The sequence below is a fragment of the Vibrio sp. Y58_MX_L22 genome, from assembly GCF_024181865.1.
In the GTDB taxonomy this organism is placed as follows: Bacteria; Pseudomonadota; Gammaproteobacteria; order Enterobacterales; family Vibrionaceae; genus Vibrio; species Vibrio alginolyticus.
In genome coordinates this window covers 510,689-535,384 of sequence record NZ_JAMZAN010000003.1, presented here as the reverse complement: position 1 = coordinate 535,384, position 24,696 = coordinate 510,689, and the positions used below count along the sequence as shown (strand labels likewise).

Below are 24,696 nucleotides of genomic sequence, written 5' to 3'. Positions count from 1 at the left end.
ATAATGTTTAAAAAATTGACTCTGGTGTCAGCAATAACGGCCGCACTTGCAGGCTGTGGCGCAGATGATCAGGCGTATGACTATGTCGAAAGAGATGCAAAAGAAGTCGCAGTAAAAGATCTTAAAGACGGTCGTTGGTTTTACGTTCCGACGACTGGTGCCGCTCCACGCTTTGCTCTTAACCAATTCCCATTCTTACAAGGTTCACCTCGTTACGTTGAGCTTTGTTTTACCAAAGAAGGTCTGGAAGTTCGCAGTTACGATAAAAACTACCCAGACGCGCATCTAAGCAAAGATGCTAATAACTACTGCGGTGAAGAGAAATTTGTCGCAGACGACGACGGCGTTAACTTCGCGCAAGTGCTGACGATTCCGGGTGACTTTGCGGCGTATCGCTGTCAAGAAGACGCGCATGGTGATTGCACCAACAAAGAAGAAACCAACGAAGACGCAAGCCTAAACTACAAGAAGAAAACCCACTTCACTCCTCGCCCTGAAGATCTCGAAATTGCAGAATTCAATATGGAAGATCTGTATGGCATTACCGAGGGCATTGATGAAATTGGCGCACCACGATTGATCTCGTGGGACTTTGACCCTAAAAACGGTCTTCTCAATTTCGAACTAGAGCGCACGTTCCGTATCGATTTAGATAATATTTCTGACTACATCAACTTTGCAACGAAAGCGAGCTTGGATGAAGCGCTTGTGGATGGCGCGTTTAAATCTCGTTTCTACTACTCGTTAGTGCACGAAAGTGAAGTGGCAACCGAAGGTTACCAACCGATCTTGTACCCAGTGGGTGATGAGAACGACATTGGTTTCTTCACCACATCGACGAAAAAGCTTAACCCAGTCACGAATAAATACGACCGTGATGTGGTTTACCTCAATCGTTTCAACCCAGATCAAGGCTCTATCAAATATTACTTGAGCGACAATTTCTTTGAAGAGAAGAACAAGTTGTTCTTGGATGCAACGCTGCAATCGATCGACAAGATGAACCAAGCGCTGAATGTATTTGGGGCGGATGCAGGCAAGCCTGAAATCGAGATTGTGAACAAAACCAAAGCGGCTGGTATTCACCCAGGAGATCTGCGTTACAACGTGATTAACCTGATTGACGAGCCTTTAGCTAACGGTCTGCTTGGCTATGGCCCGTCGGTTTCTAACCCGATGACGGGGGAAATCATCAAAGGCCACGTGAACCAATACGCAGGCGTTGCAAGAACGGGTGTGCCTTTCTATTGGGATAACTTGGCGCGTTTCTATAATCGTAATCAACTGGACTTAGATGGCTTAGATCCATTGCCAACCAGCAGCGAATCAGTGAAAACAGGAGTTGCGGATAGAATTGAAGCGCTTTCTACAATGGCGGCGATGGCGAGCCTGAAATCGGATGAAAACATTCATGCGCCGCTCGTTTCAAAAGAAGACATCGTTTCTGGAAAAGCAGCGACGAAGAGCCCAACTCAGCTAATGAAAAACTTCAATGATGACATGGAGTTTGAAAAGGTGGTTGAAGCTGAAGAGAACCGTTTGTCTTTCTGGGCAGAGAACAACGTCTATCCAATCGAAGCGTCGTGGGTTTCTTCAACCAACAAGGCCATGTTGGACAACTTGAAGTTGGATGACGAGCGTTACTTTGAGATCAAACTTGATGACGCAGGTAACGAAGTATCGCGTCAGCTTAAGCGTTGGAAATACCTGCCAAAAGAGTTGCAAGTGAAAGCCGCAGATGCGATTACGGTTGCGACTTACAGCAATACGCTTGTTCACGAGCTTGGTCATAACATGGGTCTGCGCCATAACTTTAAAGGCTCAAATGACAAAGCGAACTACTACACGCTAGAGCAAGCGCATCAACTCGGCTTGAACAACATTCCTGCTTACAGTTCGACAATGGACTACGCACCAAGCATGTTGGATGAAACGCCAACTTGGGGTCTGTACGACATTGCGGCGTTTAAGTTCGGCTACGGCCGTAAAGTCGAGACGATTCAAGATTCTTCAGGTTCAGCTCCTGCACCTGTTGCGAAACCGGCAGACAGTGCGAGCGATGAAGACAAAGTGGCATATGCTCGTTACCTCGCTGATCAGCAAGCCTACCAACAAAGCTTTGCATACAAGTTTGGCAACAATCCAGACAACACATCGCTGATGGTGTGTTCTGAAGTGAAGGCGCTAACGGGGAGCGAGAAAGGCAAATCACTCTACAACTGTGACTTTAGCCGATTCGATATCGCTGCGTTGTCTGATGATCCTGAACTGAATGCGAAAACTCGTTATGGCGCACTTTACTACCTAGATAAAGTGAATGAAATTGAGCGTAAGTCTTACGATTTCTGTACCGATGGGAACGTTTCTCTAAACAGCGACTGTAACCGTTTTGACGAAGGTACAAACCTAGAAGAAATTGTTTCTTACGAGTGGCAGAACTATCTCGATAGCTATGATCGACGCAACTTGGAGTTATATGGGACCACAGGATTATTCTCGTCCGATTATCCTGGTTACTTAGTGCGCCGTTACATGGAAATGAGCGCTATCCGTGACAAGATGGAAGATCTTGAGCGCATCGATAACCTGTACACCAATTTAGGTTACACTTCGTCAACGGATAAGCCGGGTGATTTCTTATTGCGCCTTGCTTCAAACCCTCAATACTGTAGCGAAGGCAAAGCCGATAACTCATGGTTCTGTGATTATGCGAATGGGGCGAAAAAATCCGCGGCGTTCTTCCTTGATATCTTGCGCACACCAGAGCATCAATGTGTGATAGAAAATGCGGCAGGCAACCAAAAAGTGATTTCTTTTGGTCAACTGTTAGACAACAACTCACACCAAATTCCGGCTGATTACGATCTTTCAACAGCCAGCTGTTTTGATGATTTGGCAGCACGCTTTATCGAAGATTCAGATGAGGGCTATATAGCTGTTGCGGAAACTGCGAATGGACGCTTCCTAAACTCAATTGGTAGCTTTGACCCGGATTACCCTTGGTCAAATGCGGTGTCTGTGTTGGGTAACTGGCCAGACAAAGCGCTTGCGAGCCACTTCTTAGCACGTCGATTCTCGAACCGTTTTACCGATGAGGTGAGCTTTGCATCGCTGCTTGATATCCCTGGGGTGCAAGCTGAATACGAAGACATCATGGGCAACATCGTGGCAAATGATGCGTTAAATACGCCAGTTAAATTGGTGGGTAAAGACGGTAAGGAATACACCAATCTAAAAGGTGTTACCGTGAACCTACACATCACTGAGCAAATGGAGTCCCTACCACCAATGCCTCGTGGTATTGCAAGGTTCCTTGATATTGGCGCAGAAGGTCGCGGACGTGTTGGCGATGTCATCTTGAGAATGGGTGTGCGCCAAATGAAGTCTTACGACTACACAGTGAAGACTCGTGGTCAATCTCAGTTTGATACGTTTACGAAGCAACAAGACCGCTACGGTATTATCGCGGGTGACAAGGTTGAGTTTGTTATCGACGGCGAGAAGTTTGTGGCAACAAAAGCAAACAAGCTGGCTTACGACTACGCAAATCAACTGGTGACGTCCAAAGGTTACGATCTAAAAACGTACCTAGATAGCTATGAGCATGCAACACTAAACAAGGTTGCAGAGAGCATCGATAGCGCTTGGGGGCCATTCCGAACAGCGATTGTCCCAGCGTTCCACGATCCTGTATTGCTGCTGGATGCGCCAATGGTCAACGCAATGAAGCGAACCATTGATGCGGATATCGCGGCAGGTGTGCTGTCGTTCAGCCAGTCTTTCATCAACTTTACGACAGCGAATGTGACTTCGGGTGATTTGGTCATCGATGCAACTTCGGGCACATTGAGCTACAAAGGTGGTAAAGCGCACGATGAGCTGAAAGCGTTCGAAGCTTACACTGATGCGATGCTTTTGATTTACAACGATCACGCCGAAGACATGATGTTCGCGGTCGACAATGTGTACGCAGGGTACATGGCGTCTTCAGATGCTGACAAAGAACTTTGGCTGAAAGATCTCAATATGATTCAAGCGTATTTGCGTGGTGATATTGGCGCTGTAGCTGGTGATTACTACAAGATGCTTGATCGCCTACCAACGGCAGTGAGTTTCCAGTAAATAACTCTTAATTCACTCATACAAAGGCCTGCAGCAATGCAGGCCTTTTTCGTCATAGGATTGATGGAATTTAGGAGTGAAAGATGATCTGTCCGTCTTCTGTCATCACAAGTGTCGCTTTGCTTTGTTCGATAAGTTGGGCAGCATAAGAAGGGGTAACGGCCTGCATATCACCTTTAGATCGAAGAGTTAAAGACTCCCACGCTTGATCTCGATATTTCCCTGCTTGGGTGTATTGAATCAGTACTTTCATAGCTTCACGCTCCGGTGTGGTTGACGTGCTACTTAAGTTAACGATCTTAGGTTGGTTGCGCATCTGTTAAAAATGAAACATTAGTTTAACTAAATGTGCCTTTCCAAATATCTCGCATTGAGCAGAGCAATTTAGAATCCTTGTGATGGAAGGATGAAGAACACTCAATCTTTCGATTCATACTGCGCAATATAATGTTTGAGAGATTTGGTTTCCGCACTCTGAAACTCTTCATCGTGCATACGCAGTGCTTGGATACGGTCGAGGCGGAACTGGCGGTAGTCATCGCGCAATTCGCACCAGGCGACCAGCGTCCAGACTTTGCCCCAAAAGAACTGGCCTAACGGTTGGATTTTTCTTTCGGTCACTTGTCCGCTTTCATCTTGGTAATCCAAACTGACCTTAAACTGATGATCAATCGCGTGGCGCAGAAGCTGCCCTCGTTTGGCAGTCTCGGATTGGGTGTGATAATCGGGCACAATCAGCGGACAATCTTCCACTTGTTGTTTGAGCTTATCGGGCAATACCGAAAGTATTTTGGTGGACGCAGAGTGAGACGCTTCGGCGAGTTCAACATCCGACCAGGCTCGAACCATCCGCATACCCAGTTCAAGCGCCATCATCTCTTTTTCTGAGAACATCAAAGGCGGCAGATGAGAGCCAGCTTGCAACAGGTAGCCAACACCTGCTTCACCTTGAATCGGAACACCAGAACTGAGCAACGACTGAATATCGCGATAAATCGTACGTTCGCTGACTTCCATTCTTTCTGCGAGCTCTTTCGCTGTCACGGCGTAACGCTTTGCGCGCAGAAGCGTCAGTAGCTCAAACAGTCGTTCTGATTTGCTCATGATGTTCCTTATCTAGACCTACTGGTTGTTAGTGGTAGTGTGGCTGATTACTTCTCTAGCTCACTGCACATTTTTAAGTTGTGATGTTTAAGCTCGAAGCTTTTGCAGTCAATCATTGATAACAAAGGCTGAAATTCAGCGGCTTGCTTAATCTGTTTTCCCGCCTGTTTTGCATCGTCCATTGAACGCCAGTAAATGATGTCTGTCCACAGATCGTCCGTCGCTTCGTGACTGAGCGACCGGTACAAAAAGCCCGGCAGATTCTTCGCAAACGTTTGTGACTGTTTGGCAGCGGCGATCACGTCTTGCTCTGTTGTGCCTGCGGTTAGACGAAATTGCACAGTTTCGATAACGGTTTCCATATTGTGATTCCTTATTGGTTTTGGCGGATTGCCTGTTGAGTTCCAAATAAGGTTACGCGGATGGAATGTCAGAACATGTCAGTAGTGAAATCTCACTCACTTATCATCAATATGGTTATTTTTCTGGGCTGTTGTAACGATCCCAGTAAGGTAAATCTGTGCCGAGTTTTTCGCTGATAAAATCGATAAAGGCTCTTACTTTCAACGGCATGTGTTTGCGCTCAGGGAACACCGCATAAATGGCGTGTTCTGGTAGAGAATACTCTTCCATCACCGGTTTTAGATTTCCTGCGGCAAAGTCTCTTCCTGCAATAAATGTTGGCAGTTGCGCAATGCCCGAACCTCTTAACAGCAACTGGCGAATGGCTTCGCTGTTATTGACGATAAAGTTTCCTTTTGGAAGCACCTTGTATTCGCTGCCGTTGTTGATGAACATCCATTCGACGCCGCCACGGAAATAGGAATAGCGCAGGCAGTTGTGACTGACTAAATCACTTGGTTTTTGTGGTGTGCCGAACTCCGCTAAGTAATCTGGCGAGGCACAAAGCACACTTTTACAAGGGGCGAGGCGTTTTGCGATTAGATTGGAAGAGGTGAGTTCACCAATACGGATCCCCAAATCAAAACCGTCTTTAACCAAATCGACCATTTTGTCTTCGAGGTTTAAATCCACTTCAATTTTCGGGTAACGAGCGAGAAACTCGCTGATCAAAGGCGCGATATGCAGCACACCGAAAGACATCGGCACGGTAATTTTGAGCCGACCTTGTGGAGAGCCTTGCAGCTCCGATACCGCGTCCACGCCTTGTTGGGCTAGGTTGAGCGCTTGAGAGGCGTACTCAAAATAGCGTTCTCCCGCTTCGGTCAGGCTCAGCTTACGTGTGGTTCGGTTAAGGAGACGAATGCCCAAATCGTCTTCTAGTTGGTTGATGCGTTTGCTGATCGCCGATTTCGTCAGATTCAGCTGTTTGGCCGCAAGGGAAAAGCTGCCGCATTCGACAACAGCAACAAAAACGGGCAGGGAGGCAATCGCGTTCACATCAATCTCCTATTATCGTGAAGCATTTATTGTTGAGCACAAGGATACAATTAATTTCCAATTATAGAGATTATCTTCAAGAAGAAAACAATCTAGACTATGCACCAATATTACGACCTTGATTTTGGGAAGAAGAAAATGAAGTACGATTGGATCCTGTTTGACGCTGACGAAACCTTATTCCACTTTGATGCTTTCAAAGGTTTGCAGCTTATGTTTTCTCGCAAAGGCGTAGATTTTACTGAACAAGATTTCGCTCATTACCAAACCGTAAACAAACCGCTTTGGGTGGATTACCAAGATGGCAAAGTAACGGCAGATGAGCTAAAACATAAGCGTTTTACCGAGTGGGCTGAGAAGTTGAATACTACAACAGCAGATCTCAACAGCGCATTTTTAGAAGCGATGGCCGATATTTGCAGCTTGTTGCCAGGTGCAAAAGAGCTGATGGAAGCGCTGCAAGGCAAAGCTAAAATGGGCATTATCACCAACGGTTTTACAGAGTTGCAAGCAATTCGCCTTGAGCGCACAGGGATGACTGAGTACTTCGATAAAGTGGTGATCTCTGAACAAGTGGGCGTAGCAAAACCGGACTTAGGTATTTTTGAATACGCGATGCAGCAAATGGGCAACCCATGCAAAACGCGCGTACTGATGGTGGGTGACAACCTGCATTCCGATATTCTGGGTGGTAATAATTTTGGTATTGAAACTTGCTGGTTAAATACCACAGGCGCAAGCGTCGATGAGCGTATCGCACCAAATTACACCGTTGAGTCTTTGAGTGAACTAAAGAACATTTTGGTGGCGTAACCGAATCGGGTATTATTCCGTAGTAACCCTCAGAAAAATCAAGGAATAATCATGTCAGATATCAAACAGCTAGACAGCAAAGTCGTTTACCAGAATAAGTGGATGACGGTGCGTGAGGACAAAATTTTACGTCCGAGCGGCGCAGAGGGCATCTATGGTGTGGTCGACAAACCTGATTGTGCTGCGATTCTGGCTATCGATAACGGGATGATTCACTTGGTTCAGCAGTACCGTTACACCGTAGGTCAACGTTGTTGGGAGATCCCACAAGGGGCGTGGGAATCAAACCCAGATGCGGATCATCTTGAGCTTGCCAAAGGCGAACTGCGTGAAGAAACGGGTATGCAGGCGAGCGCCATGGCGTATGTCGGCGCGCAGTTTATCGCATACGGCTTTTTGAATCAGACATGTCACGTCTATTTCGCCACTGATTTAACGGACGTGGGCAATCAACTCGACAGTGAAGAAGAGGATTTGATCGCTCGTGCTTTTTCGGTAGAGGAGTTCGAACAGATGATGATCGACGGTACGATCAAAGATTGTGTCACCATCGCTGCTTATGGTTTGGCGAAGCTGAAGAAATTCATTTAGTTATTCATTACGATTTTTTAATGAAAACAGCGGCCTAGTGCCGCTGTTTTTAGTTTGGGTGAGCTCGTTGAGCCATCGCTTACTCGTCGATTTTCTTACCTAAGATTTCCACTTGCGCTTTTTTGGTCACCCCCGCGACTTGCAGCGTAGTGCTGCCAACCGATTCATAGTTCAACTCGATTTTGTCTAACTTCGCGTTATCTTTTGTTGGTAGGCTTAAGCTTCTTGATGACATGCCTTTAGTCAGAACCCCTAAACTGTCGAACGTCTTTTCCTGACCATCTTTCATGATTACTTTAACGCTTTTCAGATCGACCGTACCTTGCGTACATTTGATTTTTATGTGGCTGAAACGAGCGTTAGCAAATGGTGACAGTGGATTGACTGTGTCGGTTTCCGATTTAAAACTGACGGTCTTATCTGCAATCTTATCCCAATCGTTGTCTCCTGCAACCGATTGGAAAGAGGCTACAGCCGCTAAAAGACAGAGTGCGATGGTGTTGAACAGTTTCATAGCTTTTCCTTACCTTAGGTTTAGATATTCTGTTTAATCAGTTCGATGACGTGCGTGACTTCGTCTTGAGTTAAAGCCCCTTCTTTCACGAATAAAATTTCGCCTTGTTTATTTTGTACGATAATCGCAGAACTTTCTTGCTGTAGATCCCAAGTTGTTGCTAATACGCCATTTTTGTCTAACACCATGGAAGACCAAGAGAATGTCTTTTTGCTGTCCTCTGCCGACGATTTAACAAATGTACCGGTTCCCCATATGGCGTCTTCTTGGTTGATCACGGTTGTGGTCTGATACTGATCTTCAGGAAAGTGAGCGGCAGTGATTGCTGACATCAGCGGCGCGTTCATCTCTTTGGCTTTACTACGACCTGCAATGGCTTGTATCACACGGACTTTGCCTAACATCTGCTGAGTTGCCCAAGGTTGATAAGCCACATCGTCTCCTTGCAGCGTCATTTCGCCATAGGTATCAATGCTGACGGAAGGGGTGGTTTGACCGACAGAAAGGTTATGAGAGAAGGCGAATGTCGGGGCGAGTGCGAGTAAGAGTGACAGAACAGATGGAGTTTTCATTGGGGGTTCCTGTAACGAAGTGAGGTTAGATCGAATCAAAATAAGGGGCGAATACGATGCCCCTTATCGGATGTGGCGTTTAGTTAGAAAGTACAACGCGCGCATTTAGCGGTTGCAGCGGACGATTGTTTTGTCCCATGACTTCCATCAGTTTCGCGGCTTGATCTTTGGATAAGGTTTGAGTGTCTTTAAGCACAAACCAGCGCACACCTTCTGAACATGGCGGTGTGGTTAAAGAGCCGTTAAATCGATAGTAGTTTGCAGTTTTTGGCAGTAAGTCATTAATCTCAAAAGTATCTTTAAAGAACGTGGTTTGATTCTCTTGTGGGATTGCGTTGATCAGTTTAGACAGCGCTGCGTTTTGATCGCCAGCATCAAACATCACCGAAATTACCGCCAACTCGCCGTCTGCGTTGGCGTGTACAAAGTGCGCTTCAAGTGGATATTGGCGGCCTTTGATTTGGTTTTCTGAAGGTGTGTGGAAATGGAACTGTTGCAGCTCGAACGTCTCGCCATCGATGGTGAAGCTGTTACGTCCGTTCACTTGCGCTTGCAGCGTATGACCATTGTTGGTTAAACCAATGACCTGACCAGTGTACGAAAGGTTCAGTGCTTCCAGTTTTGCATCGGCTGGGTTGTCGATGTTGATTGGGCTTTGGTTTTTCGTGGTTGCGCAGTCTTTGGCGATTTCTCCCCAGTGTTCTGGCCTGTGTTTGTCATTGCCATAGCCCCATTCTGAAGCCTGAGCCGCGCCTAGAGTGAGAAGTGAGAGTGAAAAAGCAAGTAGTGTTTTGTTCATAATAATGTCTCTGTTCGGTCGCTTTGATAAGCGTTGTTACAAGGCAATGACCTAGAGGTTTGATCACTGCCTGACGAATTAGAAACGGTGGCTGAGTTGGGCACCAATTAGGAACGCATTTGAATGGGTAACGCCCGTCACCATCGGTGCAGGAACACCTTCATACGCGTACTCTTCTACGTTGACATCTTCACCAATCAAGTACGTCATGCCGATGTCAACCGTGGTATCTGATGACCATTGGTAAGAGGCCCCCGCAGATAACCAGTGACGGTTCGAATCTGGGATAGAAAGCGAAGTCAGCTCATCGACAGGTGTTTTGTCGAACATGTAACCCGTGCGTAGTGTCCAACGTTCATTGGCGTACCAAGTCGCACCGATGGAGTAGTGCGCGGAGTCTTGCCACTGAAAATCTTTTAGCAACTGATCATCAGCTTTCAAGCTGTCAAATGCTGACCAACCAATCCACTGCACAGAATAGTGCAGGGCAAATTTAGGTAAGACGCGGTGATAACCGGAAAACTCCGCAATATCCGGTAGCGGCATAGCAAGCGAGTCGTACGATTCGCCAGCAAAGTGGATGTCACCCTTGGCATCAATGTTAGGGCTGTGCTTGTAGCTTAAACCTAAGCGATGACGTTCGTTAAACTCGTACATCATGCCAATGTTCGCGCCAAGCCCAATGCCGCCAGCTTCCACATCAAGTGCGTTGCCTTTTACGGATCCACAGCGTTGTTCTAGTTCGTTTCCAAGTATGTTCCCACCAACGCAAACACCCACGTCCATATCGCGGTACAGCTCACCAGAGCCGTAAATCACATCAATACCACCACCGATACTAAAACGATCGTTCACCTTGTATGCCAAGCTTGCGCCAAGGTTGACACTCGCTACGCTGGTGACACCGCCAAAAACAGGTGCGCCATAGTTTGGTTTAAACTCCATGTCGGTTCCGAAGTTGGAATATGCCGATAAGCCTAGATACCAGTCGTCGTTGATAGGGTGAATAAAGTAAAAATTGGGTACAACGGCTGGTTGACCAACGCCATCGACGTCATCAATGTCGGTCACGGTTTGAGAGAAGGACGGGGTAATGTCAACTTGAGGGGACGGAGGAAAACCGCCCATACCAACATTGACATCCGCATTAATGTTAGCTCGATGATATTGCGCATTTTTAACGGTAACGTCAGGTTTGACGTAAGTGACACCGAACGATAAGGCATTTTGTTTAAACAGCGTCATCGCTGCGGCGTTACGGCTGACTACAGACGCATTATCACCAATGACGGCATCACCAGCAAAAGCACGACCAAGACCCGTCGCCGAATGTTCGTTAATTTGAAAACCACCGGCATACGCCGTCGATGAGGCTAACCCGATTAATAAATAAATCGGTGAAAGAGTGAATTGTCGCTGCATGTTTTTTCTCATGAATTAATTAGAGGTTGTATTGCAACGAAAAGCAGTAAAATAAACAAATCTGACCAGTATATTTAGGAGTAAAACTAACAGTATGTTGACAATAAATAAATTTAACTTAATAAATATTTATTGATGAATTTATTAATGGTTCATGTCGTGAATGTGGTGATTATTTTACGTGTAAATTAAACTCAGAGCCCCTATTTTTATTTTTGCGGTATTACTTCTCTATTTTTATTGTGCTGACTGTTCCCTAACAAACAGAGGAAAATCCAGCGATAAAGTGTCCGTGATGGAAACTCTGAGTCATTTGTATTTCCATTGCATCCCAACGTTGGTAGTTCGAATCAGCAAGAGAACTATCGTTTTAAACCCACATGACACACTCCTCTCGGTCTTACCTGTGTTATGTGGGTATTTTTTATTTAACTTGTCACTTAACTCCTCTTTAAATTCAATCATCAAAATGACCATAATGAAATTTAAATGGATGGCATATTGAATAAGCTTAGATTTTACTGGTTTGTTGGTATTTAAAAGTTTTGTTTATAATACTTATAACTTGAATTTCTATATTAAAAATGATCTTTTTTATATTTATTGAATGATAAAGTTTTGAAGTGACTATAATATCTCGGATTTTTCACGTTAGTGAAGTTATTCCTTCAGTATCTTGACGTTAATTTACCTATCTTTACGTCTCGTACCCTGTACGGCTAAGACAAATAGCAGTATAAAATCAAAACGATTATTTACTTCACTCCTGCTATGAAACTCAATAAAAAATGGCTCGTTTTGTGTGGCCTACTTGCTATTGGTGCTGGTGGTTATCATTATCTGCAACGTCCAGAACCCATTTCTCCTTACGCGACAGAAGTCGTTCGCAAAGGCAATATCGAAAAGGCGGTATTAGCCAACGGCATGTTGCAAGCGTCCAAATTGGTGAATGTAGGTGCGCAAGTATCTGGGCAAATTCAACGCCTCGCTGTGAACTTAGGGGATGAGATCAAACAGGGGGACTTGATTGCACAGATTGACAGCCTGACTCAGCAAAACAGCCTCAAAGAAGCCCAAGCGTCTCTTAATAGTCTCAACGCTCAGTACCAGGCTAAGCAAGCGCAAATTAAACAAGCAAACTATGAATACGTGCGCCAAAAAGGCATGTTGGCAGCGAAAGCGAGCTCACGAGCTGATTACGAGAATGCCGAAGCGACGCTCGCCATCTACAAAGCCGAGTTAGCGCAACTGGATGCCGAAATCGAGAAAGCCAAAATCAACGTCGACAATGCGCAGTTAGATCTCGGTTACACCACCATCAACGCACCGATGGATGGCACGGTGGTCTACACCGCGGTGGAAGAAGGACAAACCGTAAACGCCAATCAAACCACGCCAACTATTATCGAGTTAGCTAAGTTAGATACGATGACAGTGAAAGCCGAAATTTCGGAAGCCGATGTGATTTTTGTTCACCCCGGCCAAACGGCGCTGTTCACCATTTTAGGCAAACCGAATCAGCAGTTTAAAGGCACATTGCGCGCCATTGAGCCGGGGCCAACAATCATGGATGGCGATGACAGCGATTTGAGCATTTCAGATAGCGACGCCATTTACTACAACGCTGTATTTGATGTGAAGAACCCGCAAGGTATTTTGCGCATCGGCATGACTGCGCAAGTTTCGATTGTCCTTGAGCAATCGGAAAATACCTTGATTGTCCCTTCACAAGTGCTGCAAAAATCTGGCGGCAAAGGCAACTATACCGTGCCAGTGCTTGAACAGGGCCAAGTGGTGCAAAAGCCCGTGACAGTGGGTATTAACAACAAAGTGAACGCAGAAATTCTCTCAGGTTTGAAGGAGGGCGACCAAGTTGTTCTTGGCAATGCTATGGATGGAGAATCATCAAGCCGAGGTGATCGTCGTCGACCTCCAATGAGGTTCTAAGATGAGTGACGTGCTTTTAAAAGTTGAGGATTTAACTCGACGATTTGTCTCTGGCGACGAGTCGCTTACCGTGTTGAACCACATTAATTTAGAGATAAAACGCGGTGAAATGGTCGCGATCGTGGGTGCATCGGGCTCAGGTAAATCGACGCTGATGAATGTGCTCGGCTGCTTGGATAAACCGTCCAGCGGTCGATACTTCATTAATGGGCAAGATGTCTCGACGTTGGAATCCGACCAATTGGCGGAACTGCGCCGCGAGTATTTTGGCTTTATATTCCAGCGTTACCATCTGCTGGGGGATTTAACCGCGGTGGCAAATGTGGAAGTACCTGCGGTTTATGCGGGAGTTCCTCATCGTCAAAGAGCGGAGCGAGCGCAGTCACTGTTGGCTCGCTTGGGGCTGGAAGATCGTTTGACTCACAAGCCCAGCCAACTGAGTGGTGGCCAGCAACAGCGCGTGAGTGTTGCTCGTGCACTGATGAACGGTGGTGAGGTGATTCTCGCTGATGAGCCCACTGGCGCATTAGACAGTCACAGTGGGCAAGAGATGATGGCACTGCTTAAAGAGTTGCATCAACTTGGGCATACTATCATCTTAGTGACTCATGATATGAACGTGGCGAACTTTGCGGATCGCATCATTGAAATCAAAGATGGTGAAATCATTGCAGATACGCCAAATGCACAAGTTGTAATCAATGAGCAAGCAGCAAAGACACCGAGCGCGTCTTTTCATCGCCCAGCGCAAGCCGCCAGTAAGTGGTGGAAGTGGGACAGTTTTATTGACGCGCTAAAAATGGCGCTGCTGGCGATGTCTAGCCACAGGATGCGTACGTTTTTGACCATGCTCGGCATCATTATTGGTATAGCCTCGGTGGTTTCCGTGGTGGCACTAGGTAATGGTTCACAACAGCAAATTTTGTCGAATATTTCATCCATGGGAACAAACACCATTGATGTCAGGCCGGGCAAAGGGTTTGGTGACCGCCGCTCCGGACGAGTGAAAACGCTAACCGCCGACGATGCTAAATCGTTGGAGAGTCTACCTTTTGTTGACAGTGTCACGCCGTCTTTATCCAACAGCATAACCGTGCGTTACGCCAATCAGGATGCAACTGCGTCTGTGGAAGGCGTTGGGGAAGACTATTTCCGTGTGCGCGGTTATGGGATCGCCAAAGGTCAGTTTTGGGATGAAGAGAGCGTGAACTCACTCGCCCAAGAAGCAGTGATTGATGACAACACCAGAAAGGAAATGTTTGCGGATAGAAATCCGATTGGTGAAGTGATTTTTCTTGGTTCATTGCCAGTGCGTATTGTGGGTGTCACGCAGAAAAAAGAAGACGCGTTTGGCAACAGCGACGCGCTGAAAATTTGGGTGCCATACACCACTATGTCGGGACGCATGATGGGACAACGCTACCTCAACGGCATTACTGTACGGATTGATGAGAACGCCCCAAGTGCGGCGGTAGAGCAGAGCATCATCAACTTGTTAAAAATGCGCCACGGTACAGAAGATTTCTTCACGATTAACACTGACACCATTCGTCAGAGCATCGAGAAAACCACCGCAACCATGACGTTACTGATCTCAGCGATTGCGGTGATCTCCCTAATTGTCGGGGGAATTGGCGTAATGAACATCATGTTGGTGTCGGTGACAGAGCGCACGAAAGAGATCGGTGTGCGAATGGCTGTGGGTGCGCGGCAAGCGGATATTTTGCGTCAGTTTTTGATTGAAGCGGTACTAGTGTGTTTGTGTGGTGGCATTGCTGGTATTGGCTTGGCGTTTTTGATTGGTTTTGCATTCAGTACGTCTGGTAGCAGCTTCCAAATGATTTACTCGATGAACTCGATCATCTGGGCGTTTATTTGCTCAACGTTGATTGGCATCGCTTTCGGCTTTTTACCCGCTCGCAATGCCGCCAAACTCGATCCGATAGAAGCGCTAGCGAGAGACTAAAAATGAGTAACACAATGAAATTCAAAACTCGATTGGTCGCGGCTGCCTTAAGCGCAGTGTGGTTGTCAGGTTGTGGTTCGCTTATGCGTAGCGACTATCAAGCTCCTGAGGTGCAAGTGCCTGCAAATTGGCAACAGATGCATGTTGCGGGTGATGTCAGTATGGATCCTTGGTGGTTGGCGTTTAACGACCCAACTCTTAATCAATACATTACTCAGGTGTTGGCTCAAAATAACGATTTGACGCTGGCAACGCTAACGCTAAAGAAAGCGCGTTTACAGCTGGGTTTAGCGCAAGATGACCTTTTCCCTACGTTGAGTTCTTCCACATCAGGACAAGTTCAAAAATCTCTTGATAGCGGGGAATCGGCAGATAGTTACAGCACTAACTTATCCGTCAATTACGAGTTGGATTTATGGGGAAAAATCTCGGCAGACGTTGACCAAGCCAAGTGGTCGGCGATGGCAAGTCAACAAGATCGCGAGGCGACCGCACAAAGTTTGGTAGCAACGACGGCATCGCTATATTGGCAAATCGGCTATCTGCAACAGCGCTTAAACCTCAGCCAGCGTAATGTGGTAGACGCAGCTCAAACGCTACAATTGATTGAAAAACAGTACCAACTTGGCGCTGTGGATCAGTTAGATGTGCTTGAAGCCAAACGTACGTTGGCAAGCTTACAAGCGCAGCAAAGTGAGTTTGAACAGAGTTTACTTGAGGCAAACAACGCCTTTGCGATTTTGTTCAATCAACCGCCGAAGAGCATCAGTGCAAACATCCAAATGCTGCCTGAAGGCGATATGCCATCGTTGAGTGTTGGTGCTCCGTCTGATTTATTGATTCGCAGACCCGACATTAAAGCCGCGATTTATGACGTCAAAGCCGCGCTAGCAAATAAAGACGCAGCAGATTTGGACTACTTGCCTAAGCTGACGCTCACTGGGGCTTTGGGGGGATCGTCACAAGCGCTCAAAGACCTGCTTTCCAACCCTATAGGCAGTTTAGGTGCGGATATGACGCTACCGTTTTTGCAGTGGAATGAGATGAAAAACAGCCAAGCCATTGCCGATTTAGACTATCAATCGGCCATTGTGAGCTATCGCCAAGTGTTGTACGCCGCATTCCAAGATGTCGAAAATGCCTTGTCGGCACGCGAGAAATTGAAGTATCAGGCGGCGCGTTTACAAGAACAATATGATGCCGCAAGTGCCGCTGAGTCCATTTATGCTGCGCGGTATCAGTATGGTTCGACGTCGATCATGGACTATTTGAATGCACAAGAAGGCACCAGAAACGCGCAAGCTTCTTTGTTGGAGAACCGTTACAACCAGTTTCTCACTCAGGTTACGCTTTACCAGTCTTTAGGAGGAACCGACGTTGCGCCGTTGTAATTAGGGGTCAGCTCACACTAGCGAAGCGCCATGCAACAAAGCCTTTTTTGAAGGTATTACTGGTCCCATCAATGGGACCAGTAATAAAAGCTTAAGTTACTTGGCGAACTTCTTGAAAGGTGCATCAACCGGGGTGTCAGCTAGGTGATTGGTGTAGTTACTCATCACTTTTTGCGCTAGACCAAGTACAATTTCAAGCAGTTGCTGCTGTCCGTAACCCGCCGCAAAGAATTTCTCTATCTGAGACTCTTCCACTACACCACGTTGACGCACCATTTGAAGCGTTGTTTCTCGTAGTGTTTCAAGTTTTTCGTCTGCCAATGGTGTTTGGTTGACGAGGGCATCAACAATCTCCTGATCCACTTTCATTGACGCCGCGATCGCACTATGAGCAGGAACGCAGTAGTGACAACCATGTTCAACGTTGATGGTTTGCCATACGACGGTCAATTCTTCTGCGTTAAATGATGTTTGTTGAAATAGCTCATGCACAACTTGATAACCCTCAAGCAAGGTTGGCGCTTCAGCCATAACAGCATGAAGATTTGGTAGCATGCCAAACGCTTTGACTGAATTTTCAATCAGGTGCTTTGATCCTTCGGGTGCGTTTTCTGCGGTATACAGTTTAAATTCTGCCATGTTTAAATCTCCTGTAATTGGATATGAGCGGATTAGACAAGAACAGGATAGTTGATTTTGAGCGGTCGCTCAATATAAAATTGAGCGTATGTTCAAAATTGATAATTGCTCATGGCGAATACAAAGAAATTCCAACGTGATGAAGTGGTGAAAGCCGCCTCGGATCTATTCTGGAAGAAAGGTTTTCATGCAACATCTACACGTGATTTACAAGATAGCGTGAATCTGCGTCCTGGAAGTATCTATGCGACGTTTGGGTCAAAAGAGGGGCTATATTGTGAAGCGCTAAAAATGTATGTTGCGAACTTACAAGCCCTGTTTGAGTTGCATTTAGCTCAGAACACAACGGTTCTAGATGCAATAGAAGCTTTCGCGATTGATGTGGTTATCAATCAGCGAGACTCCAATCCCAGTGAAGTGTGCATGTTAGTCAAATCAGCAAGTGAATTTGCTGAGGATTTTAATGCGCTGCGCAATCAAACAAACAGCTTAGCAAACCAATTTGAATCTTTTCTTGCAAAGCTGTTTGAGCGAGCAATCGAGAATGGCGAAATTGAAGCCCAGGATACATTGCTTCTTGCTCAGTTGTTCCAGGTTCAGTTTACGGGTATACGAGCCTACTCATACCGTAGTGATGATGTAACCTTAAAGACGTTGATCTCTATTATGGTGGACAGCTTCCGCGGTAACGTATCAAAAACAGAAAGCTGAATGAGGCTGCTCAAAGTCAACGTCTCTAAATCAACGGCTTGAAGTAAGCGAGCTCAAATAAACCCGTTATCGGGGTTCGATATCGATAAAAAATGACCACGAAGCATCGTGGTCATTTTTATGCAGATTAACTTGCAATGAACAACAACGGCTTATTAAAAGCGAAACTCTTCTAAGTTATTGCTGCTTTCTAACATTTTTTCAGCCACATAACGATGCGTTGCTGTGGTTGGGTGAGTCACATCCCAGAACACGAACTTATCTGCGCCAGATGCTGCACATTCAGAACGTAATGAGTGAGTGTACATGTAGTCAACAGAGGATGAACGGTTGATGTCTAAGCAAGGGTCGCTTGCATTTACGAAACCGTGTTCTTCTGGTGCCGAGGTTAACTTCTCAAACAGTGCGTGTGTATCAAACAATGCGATGTTGTAGCCTTGGGCTTTGTAGTACATCGCTTGTGCTTTGATGAACTCGTTCATTTTCAATACTTTCGCACGAATCGTTTCAATTTCTTCCTGTGTTGAGTATTTGAACTGTGGTGCTTTGGTTGCATCAGGCAGTGTCATCAACATGAAGTTCTTCGCGCCAGCGTCTGTTAAACGAATCAGAGCTTCAGCGTAATCCGCTTTTACTTCCGGCACGCTACGGTTGTAGTTCATGAAATCATTTAAACCAAACTCTAACGTAAACAATGTGTTAGCAGGGTTGTAGTTCTTCGCCAGCTTTGTGTAGGTTAAGTAAGAAGAAACTTGTTCGCCGACACCAGTTAGCGCGATGTATTGGTTTTCACCTGCTGCGCCACCAACTGCCCAGTTGTATAGCGGTAAGTTTTTGGCTTTAGCAACGTATTCCGTCCAAACAAAACCGTTTGAGAAGTGACCCAAGAACCAGCTATTCGGGTTAGGAAAGCGCCATTGGGACGCGTTAAAGATGTTGCCTGTATCAGACAAGCTATCGCCTAAAGCCACTACTTTGTTTATCTGATCTGGTTGCATTGCAGCATCATTGCTCCAGATCGTGTGGTTATAAGAATAACGATTGTCGGCAGCAAAAAATGTAATGTCTGCGTTCTCGTTCGCTAGATCTAGTGTTTCTTCACAACGCTGACGAATTACGTTTTGTGAGGTATTGGTGTAGAACATGTTTTTAAATGAAACAGAGCTCCACCAATAACCATCGATAGTGAAGTCACTACCATCTTGGTTTTTTGCCCATTTCCAATCGGTAGCCGCATCGTCCTTAGAGTGGCTCGTACGATACCAGCATCGAACGTACGTATAAGTTTGATTTTCTTGCGCGCTAACCACTTCAGCCGCAGAAACCATTGCCGGTGATAAAGTTGGCTCCTCTGCAATGGCGGAGGCAAGCGGAAGTAATGCAGTTAATAGTGTGATTGTTTTTTTCATCATTCACTCTTCTTGTAATGGTTATTGTTCCGAATGCGTGAATACGCTCGGCTATAACAGTATTTAGATGAGAATTTTTCTCACTAAACCTTCTAATTCTGAGTAAATGCTCAAGACAGTCAACAACTAAATATTCAATATTTCAGTTTTGGCACCACGGTCAAAAAATCCATTCAGCATAGCAATCGATTAAATGGGTGATATTTAGAATAATTACTCACTAACATTAATTTAACATTCACTTTTTGTTAATTAAGTAATTGCTTTATAAGGTTTTGTTGATGATTTTTAATGTTAACTTAAAGTGTTTATTGAATGATCTTTTGTACAAATTTGTATATTCATGAAACAAATTGTTTGGCATTTTTGCTCTGTAAACTATAGCTGAAGCTCTCATGCAAACATCATGATGATGACTTTTCATGAGAATATAGTGAATAAAAATTAGCTCAAATAAGGAATAGGGCAAATGCACTACACAACAAGTAAAAAACAAGGCTTATTTTCGTTGTCTGCCGTAGCAATAGCACTGACCACTTCGATGTCAGCGTTTGCGGCTCCACCAATGGGATTTGATGAATCTAAGTTACCGACGAAGTACATCGTCAAATTCAAAGAAGATGCAGTCAGCCGTTCTTCAATGGGGGGTAACTCATTCTGGGGGCCGCGAATCGCGCAGGAGTCTGTTCTAGAACAGGTGAAGGCACGTAAGGTGGAAAAACTGGGTAATCGCGCCATTTACAGCGTTGAATTGGATGGCGATGACTTAGAGCCGCTTCGCAACCGTAGTGATGTGGAATACGTGGAAGTCGATCCACCTCGCTATTTGCTCAGCGAAACGACCCCATGGGGATATGAAGCGGTTAATGCTCAACTGCTAGCTGACTTCAATGCGGGTAATCGCACTGTATGTATTATCGATTCAGGGTACGACATTTCGCACAACGACCTAAGCGGTAACCGCGTTGCTGGTACTAACGATAGTGGTACGGGATCATGGAGTGATCCGGGTAACAACAATGCCCACGGTACTCACGTCGCGGGTACGATTGCTGCGATTGCCAACACCGAAGGTGTAAAGGGTGTGATGCCAAACCAGAATGTTAATTTGCACATCGTGAAAGTATTTAACGAATCGGGTTGGGGTTACTCATCTGGGCTTGTTAAAGCAATCCAGACCTGTGCCGATAATGGTGCTAACGTTGTGAACATGAGCCTTGGTGGTAGTCAATCAAGCCGAACTGAGCAAAATGCACTGCAAAGTATTTACGATCAAGGCGTTCTATTGATCGCCGCTGCGGGTAATGATGGCAATACAGCGCACAGCTATCCAGCTTCTTATGACTCAGTGATGTCTGTTGCGGCTGTTGATAATCAAAATGATCATGCGGCGTTCTCACAATCTACTAATCAAGTTGAGATCTCAGGCCCGGGTGTGGCGATCTTATCAACGGTTACGGTAGGTGAAGGTAAACTTTCTGATATTACCTTGAATGGTGTAAGCCAGTTTGATCGTGGGATTGTTCCTCACAATCGTTTGATCAATAACGGTTCTTCGTATGTTCCGGATCCAATCGCGGGTTCAGTAACGGCAACGCTAGATAGCTGTGATGTATCTGGCGGTAACGTTAACTGTGGCGACATGTCAGGCAAAATCTGTCTTACTGAGCGTATTGGTAATCAATCTTCAGGTACGTACCCAGAGGTGGATGCAGTTCGAGCATGTTACAACGCGGGCGCAAGCGCGGCGATTGTATACAGCAACGCGGCATTGGCTGGGTTACAAAACCCATTCTTAGTTGACCAAAACAACGCTTATCGCATGGTGTCGGTGACAGTTGATCGTGCATTTGGTCAAGAGCTATTGGGTTACGTAGGCCAAGAGATCACGGTTGCAACTACATCAGGTGAAGACTACGAGTACTACAACGGCACTTCGATGGCGACTCCGCACGTAACGGGCGTAGCTGGCTTGGTGTGGAGTTACCACCCAACGTGTACCGCAGCGCAAGTACGTAACGCGTTGATCAAAACCGCGACAGACATTGATGTTGCAGGTCGAGATAACCGCACAGGTCACGGCCTAGTGAATGCGGAAGCGGCGAAGCTGTTCTTGGATGCGGGCTGTAATGGTCCTGACGGTGGCGGTAGCTCTGCAGATTCTAGCTACTCAAACACTAACCCTGTTGCGATTCCTGACAACAAAACCTCTGGTGCCATCAGCGCACTGAATGTCGATCGCACTGGCGACTCAGGTACTGTAAGCATTGACGTAGATATTAGCCATACTTACATCGGTGACCTACGAGTGACTCTGACTTCACCGACAGGTGGACAAGTCGTGCTTCACGATAATACTGGCGGCAGCGCTAACGATATCAAAACCACTTTCCAAGTTGATTTCTCTGGTTTTGAATCACAAGGTTCTTGGGAACTTAAAGCCGTCGACAGTGCCAGAAGAGACACAGGTACAATCAACAGTTGGTCTCTGACATTTCAATAAGGAGTGACTATGAAGAAGCTGACCTTACTTTCCGTAACGGCGGGGAGTTTGACCGCGCTATTGGCGATTGGCATGAGCGCCACCAGCCTTGCCAACAACCAAGGCTTTCCTCTTGTGGATGAGCGTCCAACAAGTGCAGAGCAACAACCGGCTCGCTATTTTGTGAAATATCACAAAGGGAAAGAAAGCGAAGTGAGAGCGCTTCTTCGTCACAACAACCTTGAAGTGGTCGATGCTTTGGTGAAACAGCAAGTGTTGGTGGTGACCGGCTCTCAAGAAGATGTCGATAAGCTTTCCACCAGCGATGCGGTTGAGTACACCGAGCAAGAACCAACGAGAAAGTTGCTGTCCCAATAAGATAGCCTCAATAAGAAAAACGCCCCTCACGTGAGGGGCGTTTTTTTTGAGTGTTTTCTACGGCTAAAGCCTCTCAGAGATGAATGCCGACGAGCCTAATTCCGTATTCATCAGAGAGAAAACTTAGCGAACAATCAAACCAAGTAGGATACCTACCGCGCCGAAGTCAGCATCACTGAATGTTGTGTTTGCAAAGCCAAGATCACCCAGTACTGGCATTAGGAATACAGGTAGGAAAGTAATCAGTAGACCTTGTGCAAACGCGCCTAGAATTGCGCCGCGACGACCACCTGTTGCGTTACCAAATACACCTGCCGCAGCACCCACAAAGAAGTGTGGAACGACACCTGGGATAATCACAGTAAGACCCATCACGTACAGCAGGAACATGCCCACTAGACCGGCTGCAAAGCTCGATAGGAAGCCCACCAATACCGCGTTTGGCGCGTATGGGAACACAACCGGACAATCCAGTGCAGGTTTTGCGTTTGGAACCAGTTTGTCTGAGATGCCTTTAAATGCAGGAACGATTTCAGCGATAACCATACGTACACCTTGCAGGATGACGTACACACCACCGGCGAAAGTGATGGATTGCATTAGCGCAAACATAGACCAATGTTTACCACCACTGACTTCACGGACAAAATCGCCGCCAGCGAACAAACACGTCACCATAAAGATGATGCCCATTGTGAACGAGATAGCCACTGGCGTATCGCGTAAGAACAACAAGCTCTTAGGGACATTCATCTCTTCTGTTGAGTGCTCTTTGTTACCAAACTTGCTGCCAATGAAACCAGCTAGGACGTAAGAAAGCGTTGAGAAGTGACCAATAGCAACATCGTCTGAGCCTGTTACTTGCTTCATGTATTTGTGCGCAATTGCAGGGAAGAACACCATTACAGAACCCACAACCACAGAGCCAAGAGCGATCAGTGGAACACCTTTCATGCCGCTAGATGCCAGAATCGCCGCCACCATCATCGACATAAATAGCGTGTGGTGACCTGTTAGGAAGATGAATTTCCACGGCGTGAAACGAGCGATCAGAATGTTCACCAACATACCGAAGAACATGATCATCGCCATCTCTTTACCAAACGCTTCTTGCGCGATAGAGACGATAGCTTCGTTGTTTGGAACCACGCCTGTAATGCCAAATGCGTGTTGGAAAATCGTCGCAAAGTCGCCTAGCGAGCTCACAACTAAGCCTGCACCTGCGCCAAGCACGATGAAACCAAGAATGGTTTTTACCGTGCCTTTAATGCACTCGGTGACTGGTTTTTTCTGGGCAATTAAGCCGATTAGAGCGATGAGACCGACCAGAACCGCTGGCTCTGATAGGACATCGTTCATTAAGAAACTGAAGAATTCCATAACGCCACCTTATAGAGCGCCAAGCTCTTGAAGTGCCACAGATAAACGCTCTTTCATTGCGACTTTGTCGACCATGTTATCAAGCGCTACGATACGTTGCTCAACGCCAAGTGCTTCCAACTGTTCTGCAATGTCTTTTGTGCCGATGAAAATGTCGCAACTTGTGCCTTTTGCTGAGCCAAGATCGATGTGATCCACAGCGGCATCGACATTCAATTCTTTTACGATGCTTTTGATGCTCATTTCCATCATTAGGCTAGTACCAAGACCGTGACCGCAAACAACCATAATTTTCATAATTCAGACCTTTTCTTTTTTATAGGGGGTATACCCATTTGTGAATGGGGTATGTCAGGAGTAAAACTTAGTATTTGTCGATGATCGCAAGAACATCTTCTTTGCTTTGAGCGTTGCAGATGGCCTCTACATGCTCTTCATTCATAAACAATTCCGCCAGTTTCGAAATCGCATCAACGTGGCTATTACTGTCCGTTGCCGCTAGCGTGACCAGCATTTTTACTGGGTCATTTTCTTCAGAGTTAAAATTGACGCCGTTTTGGATCACCGTGATCGCCAGTGACAAACGGTTAACGCCATCTTCAGGGCGAGCGTGTGGCATCGCCATGCCCGGACCTACCACGTAGTAAGGGCCAAGCTCTTCGTGCGAGCGGTAAATTGCTTCAGCGTAACTTGGTTCTATCGCGCCATTTTCAATCAAAGCTTCACAAGATTTGCTGATCGCATCTTTCCAGTCGGTTGCGTCAGAATGGATGCGAATGACATCAGAGGTAATCAGTTCACGTAGCATTGGAATGTTTCCGATTTGTTGTTTTGTTGCTGCGTACTTTATCGATCAATTTGCCAGAAAAACCTGAGAGTGATCACAAATGATAGCGCTATCTGATAGCGCTATCATTAATTGTGATAGCGCTATCATTTTTATCAGGCATCGAAGTTTCATGTGCTGGTGTTCGAGTTCTAATGCGCTAATATCAAAACCATTAAAGCGCTGTGATAAGATGTTGCAGCTGAAATTAGAGAACATTAAATAAAAA

At 46.1% G+C, this 24,696-nt stretch carries 22 protein-coding genes; 9 read left to right on the top strand and 13 right to left on the bottom strand.

Annotation, left to right across the window (positions count from 1 at the left end):
• Nucleotides 1–3 precede the first annotated feature (3 nt).
• Nucleotides 4–4,122 carry a M66 family metalloprotease gene (locus NL626_RS10170; RefSeq protein ID WP_253657302.1) on the top strand — a complete coding sequence of 1,373 codons (4,119 nt, stop codon included), beginning with the start codon at nt 4–6 and terminating at the stop codon, nt 4,120–4,122.
• A gap of 70 nt (nt 4,123–4,192) precedes the next feature.
• Here the strand turns inward: NL626_RS10170 and NL626_RS10165 are convergent, their stop codons facing one another.
• The 4 genes from NL626_RS10165 to NL626_RS10150 all read right to left on the bottom strand — a co-directional run bounded on the left by NL626_RS10165 (nt 4,193) and on the right by NL626_RS10150 (nt 6,627).
• On the bottom strand, nt 4,193–4,375 hold the full coding sequence (locus tag NL626_RS10165) for a hypothetical protein (protein WP_005393690.1): 183 nt from the start codon (nt 4,373–4,375) through the stop codon (nt 4,193–4,195).
• A 164-nt stretch (nt 4,376–4,539) separates the two neighbouring features.
• The gene (locus tag NL626_RS10160; protein ID WP_005374113.1) at nt 4,540–5,226 is read right to left on the bottom strand and encodes a YafY family protein; all 687 of its coding nucleotides are present in this window, start codon (nt 5,224–5,226) and stop codon (nt 4,540–4,542) included.
• Between the two features lie 47 nt (nt 5,227–5,273).
• The gene (locus NL626_RS10155) at nt 5,274–5,588 is read right to left on the bottom strand and encodes a hypothetical protein (RefSeq protein ID WP_167415756.1); all 315 of its coding nucleotides are present in this window, start codon (nt 5,586–5,588) and stop codon (nt 5,274–5,276) included.
• Between the two features lie 115 nt (nt 5,589–5,703).
• A complete protein-coding gene (locus NL626_RS10150; protein WP_005384329.1) occupies nt 5,704–6,627 on the bottom strand; it encodes a LysR family transcriptional regulator in 924 nt (307 codons plus the stop codon).
• A gap of 138 nt (nt 6,628–6,765) precedes the next feature.
• Here NL626_RS10150 and yjjG point away from each other — a divergent pair, with 138 nt between their 5' ends.
• Complete coding sequence (yjjG, locus tag NL626_RS10145) at nt 6,766–7,440, top strand: pyrimidine 5'-nucleotidase (protein ID WP_005374109.1); 675 nt, start codon at nt 6,766–6,768, stop codon at nt 7,438–7,440.
• 51 nt (nt 7,441–7,491) lie between these two features.
• Entirely contained in the window at nt 7,492–8,031 is a 540-nt protein-coding gene (locus NL626_RS10140; RefSeq protein WP_253657301.1) for an NUDIX hydrolase, read from the top strand.
• Nucleotides 8,032–8,110: 79 nt separating this feature from the next.
• On the opposite strand, the gene NL626_RS10135 is transcribed toward NL626_RS10140, so the two are convergent.
• The 4 genes from NL626_RS10135 to NL626_RS10120 form a co-directional block, all read right to left on the bottom strand.
• The gene (locus NL626_RS10135) at nt 8,111–8,545 is read right to left on the bottom strand and encodes a hypothetical protein (RefSeq protein ID WP_182039682.1); all 435 of its coding nucleotides are present in this window, start codon (nt 8,543–8,545) and stop codon (nt 8,111–8,113) included.
• Nucleotides 8,546–8,565: 20 nt separating this feature from the next.
• A complete protein-coding gene (locus NL626_RS10130) occupies nt 8,566–9,117 on the bottom strand; it encodes a YtfJ family protein (RefSeq protein ID WP_005480925.1) in 552 nt (183 codons plus the stop codon).
• Between the two features lie 79 nt (nt 9,118–9,196).
• Nucleotides 9,197–9,916 (bottom strand): carbonic anhydrase, encoded by a 720-nt coding sequence (locus NL626_RS10125; RefSeq protein ID WP_182039683.1) that lies wholly within the window; start codon nt 9,914–9,916, stop codon nt 9,197–9,199.
• A gap of 78 nt (nt 9,917–9,994) precedes the next feature.
• Nucleotides 9,995–11,338 (bottom strand): OmpP1/FadL family transporter, encoded by a 1,344-nt coding sequence (locus NL626_RS10120; protein WP_017819742.1) that lies wholly within the window; start codon nt 11,336–11,338, stop codon nt 9,995–9,997.
• Between the two features lie 771 nt (nt 11,339–12,109).
• Here NL626_RS10120 and NL626_RS10115 point away from each other — a divergent pair.
• Genes NL626_RS10115 through NL626_RS10105 form a run of 3 tightly spaced genes read left to right on the top strand, consistent with a single transcriptional unit; the run spans nt 12,110 to nt 16,642 of the window.
• Nucleotides 12,110–13,285: an efflux RND transporter periplasmic adaptor subunit gene (locus NL626_RS10115; protein WP_005384341.1), complete on the top strand. Its 1,176-nt coding sequence runs from the start codon at nt 12,110–12,112 to the stop codon at nt 13,283–13,285.
• Between the two features lies 1 nt (nt 13,286).
• Nucleotides 13,287–15,251, top strand: coding sequence for a MacB family efflux pump subunit (locus NL626_RS10110; protein ID WP_253657300.1), 1,965 nt, complete (start codon nt 13,287–13,289; stop codon nt 15,249–15,251).
• Nucleotides 15,252–15,265: 14 nt separating this feature from the next.
• Nucleotides 15,266–16,642, top strand: a complete 1,377-nt coding sequence (locus NL626_RS10105; protein WP_171344276.1) for an efflux transporter outer membrane subunit — start codon at nt 15,266–15,268, stop codon at nt 16,640–16,642.
• A gap of 96 nt (nt 16,643–16,738) precedes the next feature.
• Here NL626_RS10105 and NL626_RS10100 read toward each other — a convergent pair whose 3' ends face one another.
• The gene (locus tag NL626_RS10100) at nt 16,739–17,281 is read right to left on the bottom strand and encodes a carboxymuconolactone decarboxylase family protein (RefSeq protein ID WP_005374097.1); all 543 of its coding nucleotides are present in this window, start codon (nt 17,279–17,281) and stop codon (nt 16,739–16,741) included.
• Between the two features lie 111 nt (nt 17,282–17,392).
• On the opposite strand from NL626_RS10100, the gene NL626_RS10095 reads away from it, so the two are divergent.
• Complete coding sequence (locus NL626_RS10095) at nt 17,393–17,992, top strand: TetR/AcrR family transcriptional regulator (RefSeq protein WP_054728629.1); 600 nt, start codon at nt 17,393–17,395, stop codon at nt 17,990–17,992.
• Between the two features lie 155 nt (nt 17,993–18,147).
• Here NL626_RS10095 and NL626_RS10090 read toward each other — a convergent pair whose 3' ends face one another.
• A complete protein-coding gene (locus tag NL626_RS10090) occupies nt 18,148–19,404 on the bottom strand; it encodes a type 2 secretion system lipase (protein WP_017819748.1) in 1,257 nt (418 codons plus the stop codon).
• Between the two features lie 466 nt (nt 19,405–19,870).
• Here NL626_RS10090 and NL626_RS10085 point away from each other — a divergent pair, with 466 nt between their 5' ends.
• Both NL626_RS10085 and NL626_RS10080 read left to right on the top strand, forming a co-directional pair.
• Entirely contained in the window at nt 19,871–21,904 is a 2,034-nt protein-coding gene (locus NL626_RS10085) for a S8 family serine peptidase (protein ID WP_253657299.1), read from the top strand.
• Between the two features lie 9 nt (nt 21,905–21,913).
• Entirely contained in the window at nt 21,914–22,261 is a 348-nt protein-coding gene (locus NL626_RS10080) for a hypothetical protein (RefSeq protein WP_005464009.1), read from the top strand.
• 123 nt (nt 22,262–22,384) lie between these two features.
• Here the strand turns inward: NL626_RS10080 and NL626_RS10075 are convergent, their stop codons facing one another.
• The 3 genes from NL626_RS10075 to NL626_RS10065 all read right to left on the bottom strand — a co-directional run bounded on the left by NL626_RS10075 (nt 22,385) and on the right by NL626_RS10065 (nt 24,449).
• Entirely contained in the window at nt 22,385–23,641 is a 1,257-nt protein-coding gene (locus tag NL626_RS10075) for a PTS ascorbate transporter subunit IIC (RefSeq protein ID WP_005463995.1), read from the bottom strand.
• A gap of 9 nt (nt 23,642–23,650) precedes the next feature.
• Entirely contained in the window at nt 23,651–23,938 is a 288-nt protein-coding gene (locus tag NL626_RS10070; RefSeq protein WP_005463968.1) for a PTS sugar transporter subunit IIB, read from the bottom strand.
• A 67-nt stretch (nt 23,939–24,005) separates the two neighbouring features.
• Nucleotides 24,006–24,449, bottom strand: coding sequence for a PTS sugar transporter subunit IIA (locus NL626_RS10065; RefSeq protein WP_006741283.1), 444 nt, complete (start codon nt 24,447–24,449; stop codon nt 24,006–24,008).
• Nucleotides 24,450–24,696 lie beyond the last annotated feature (247 nt).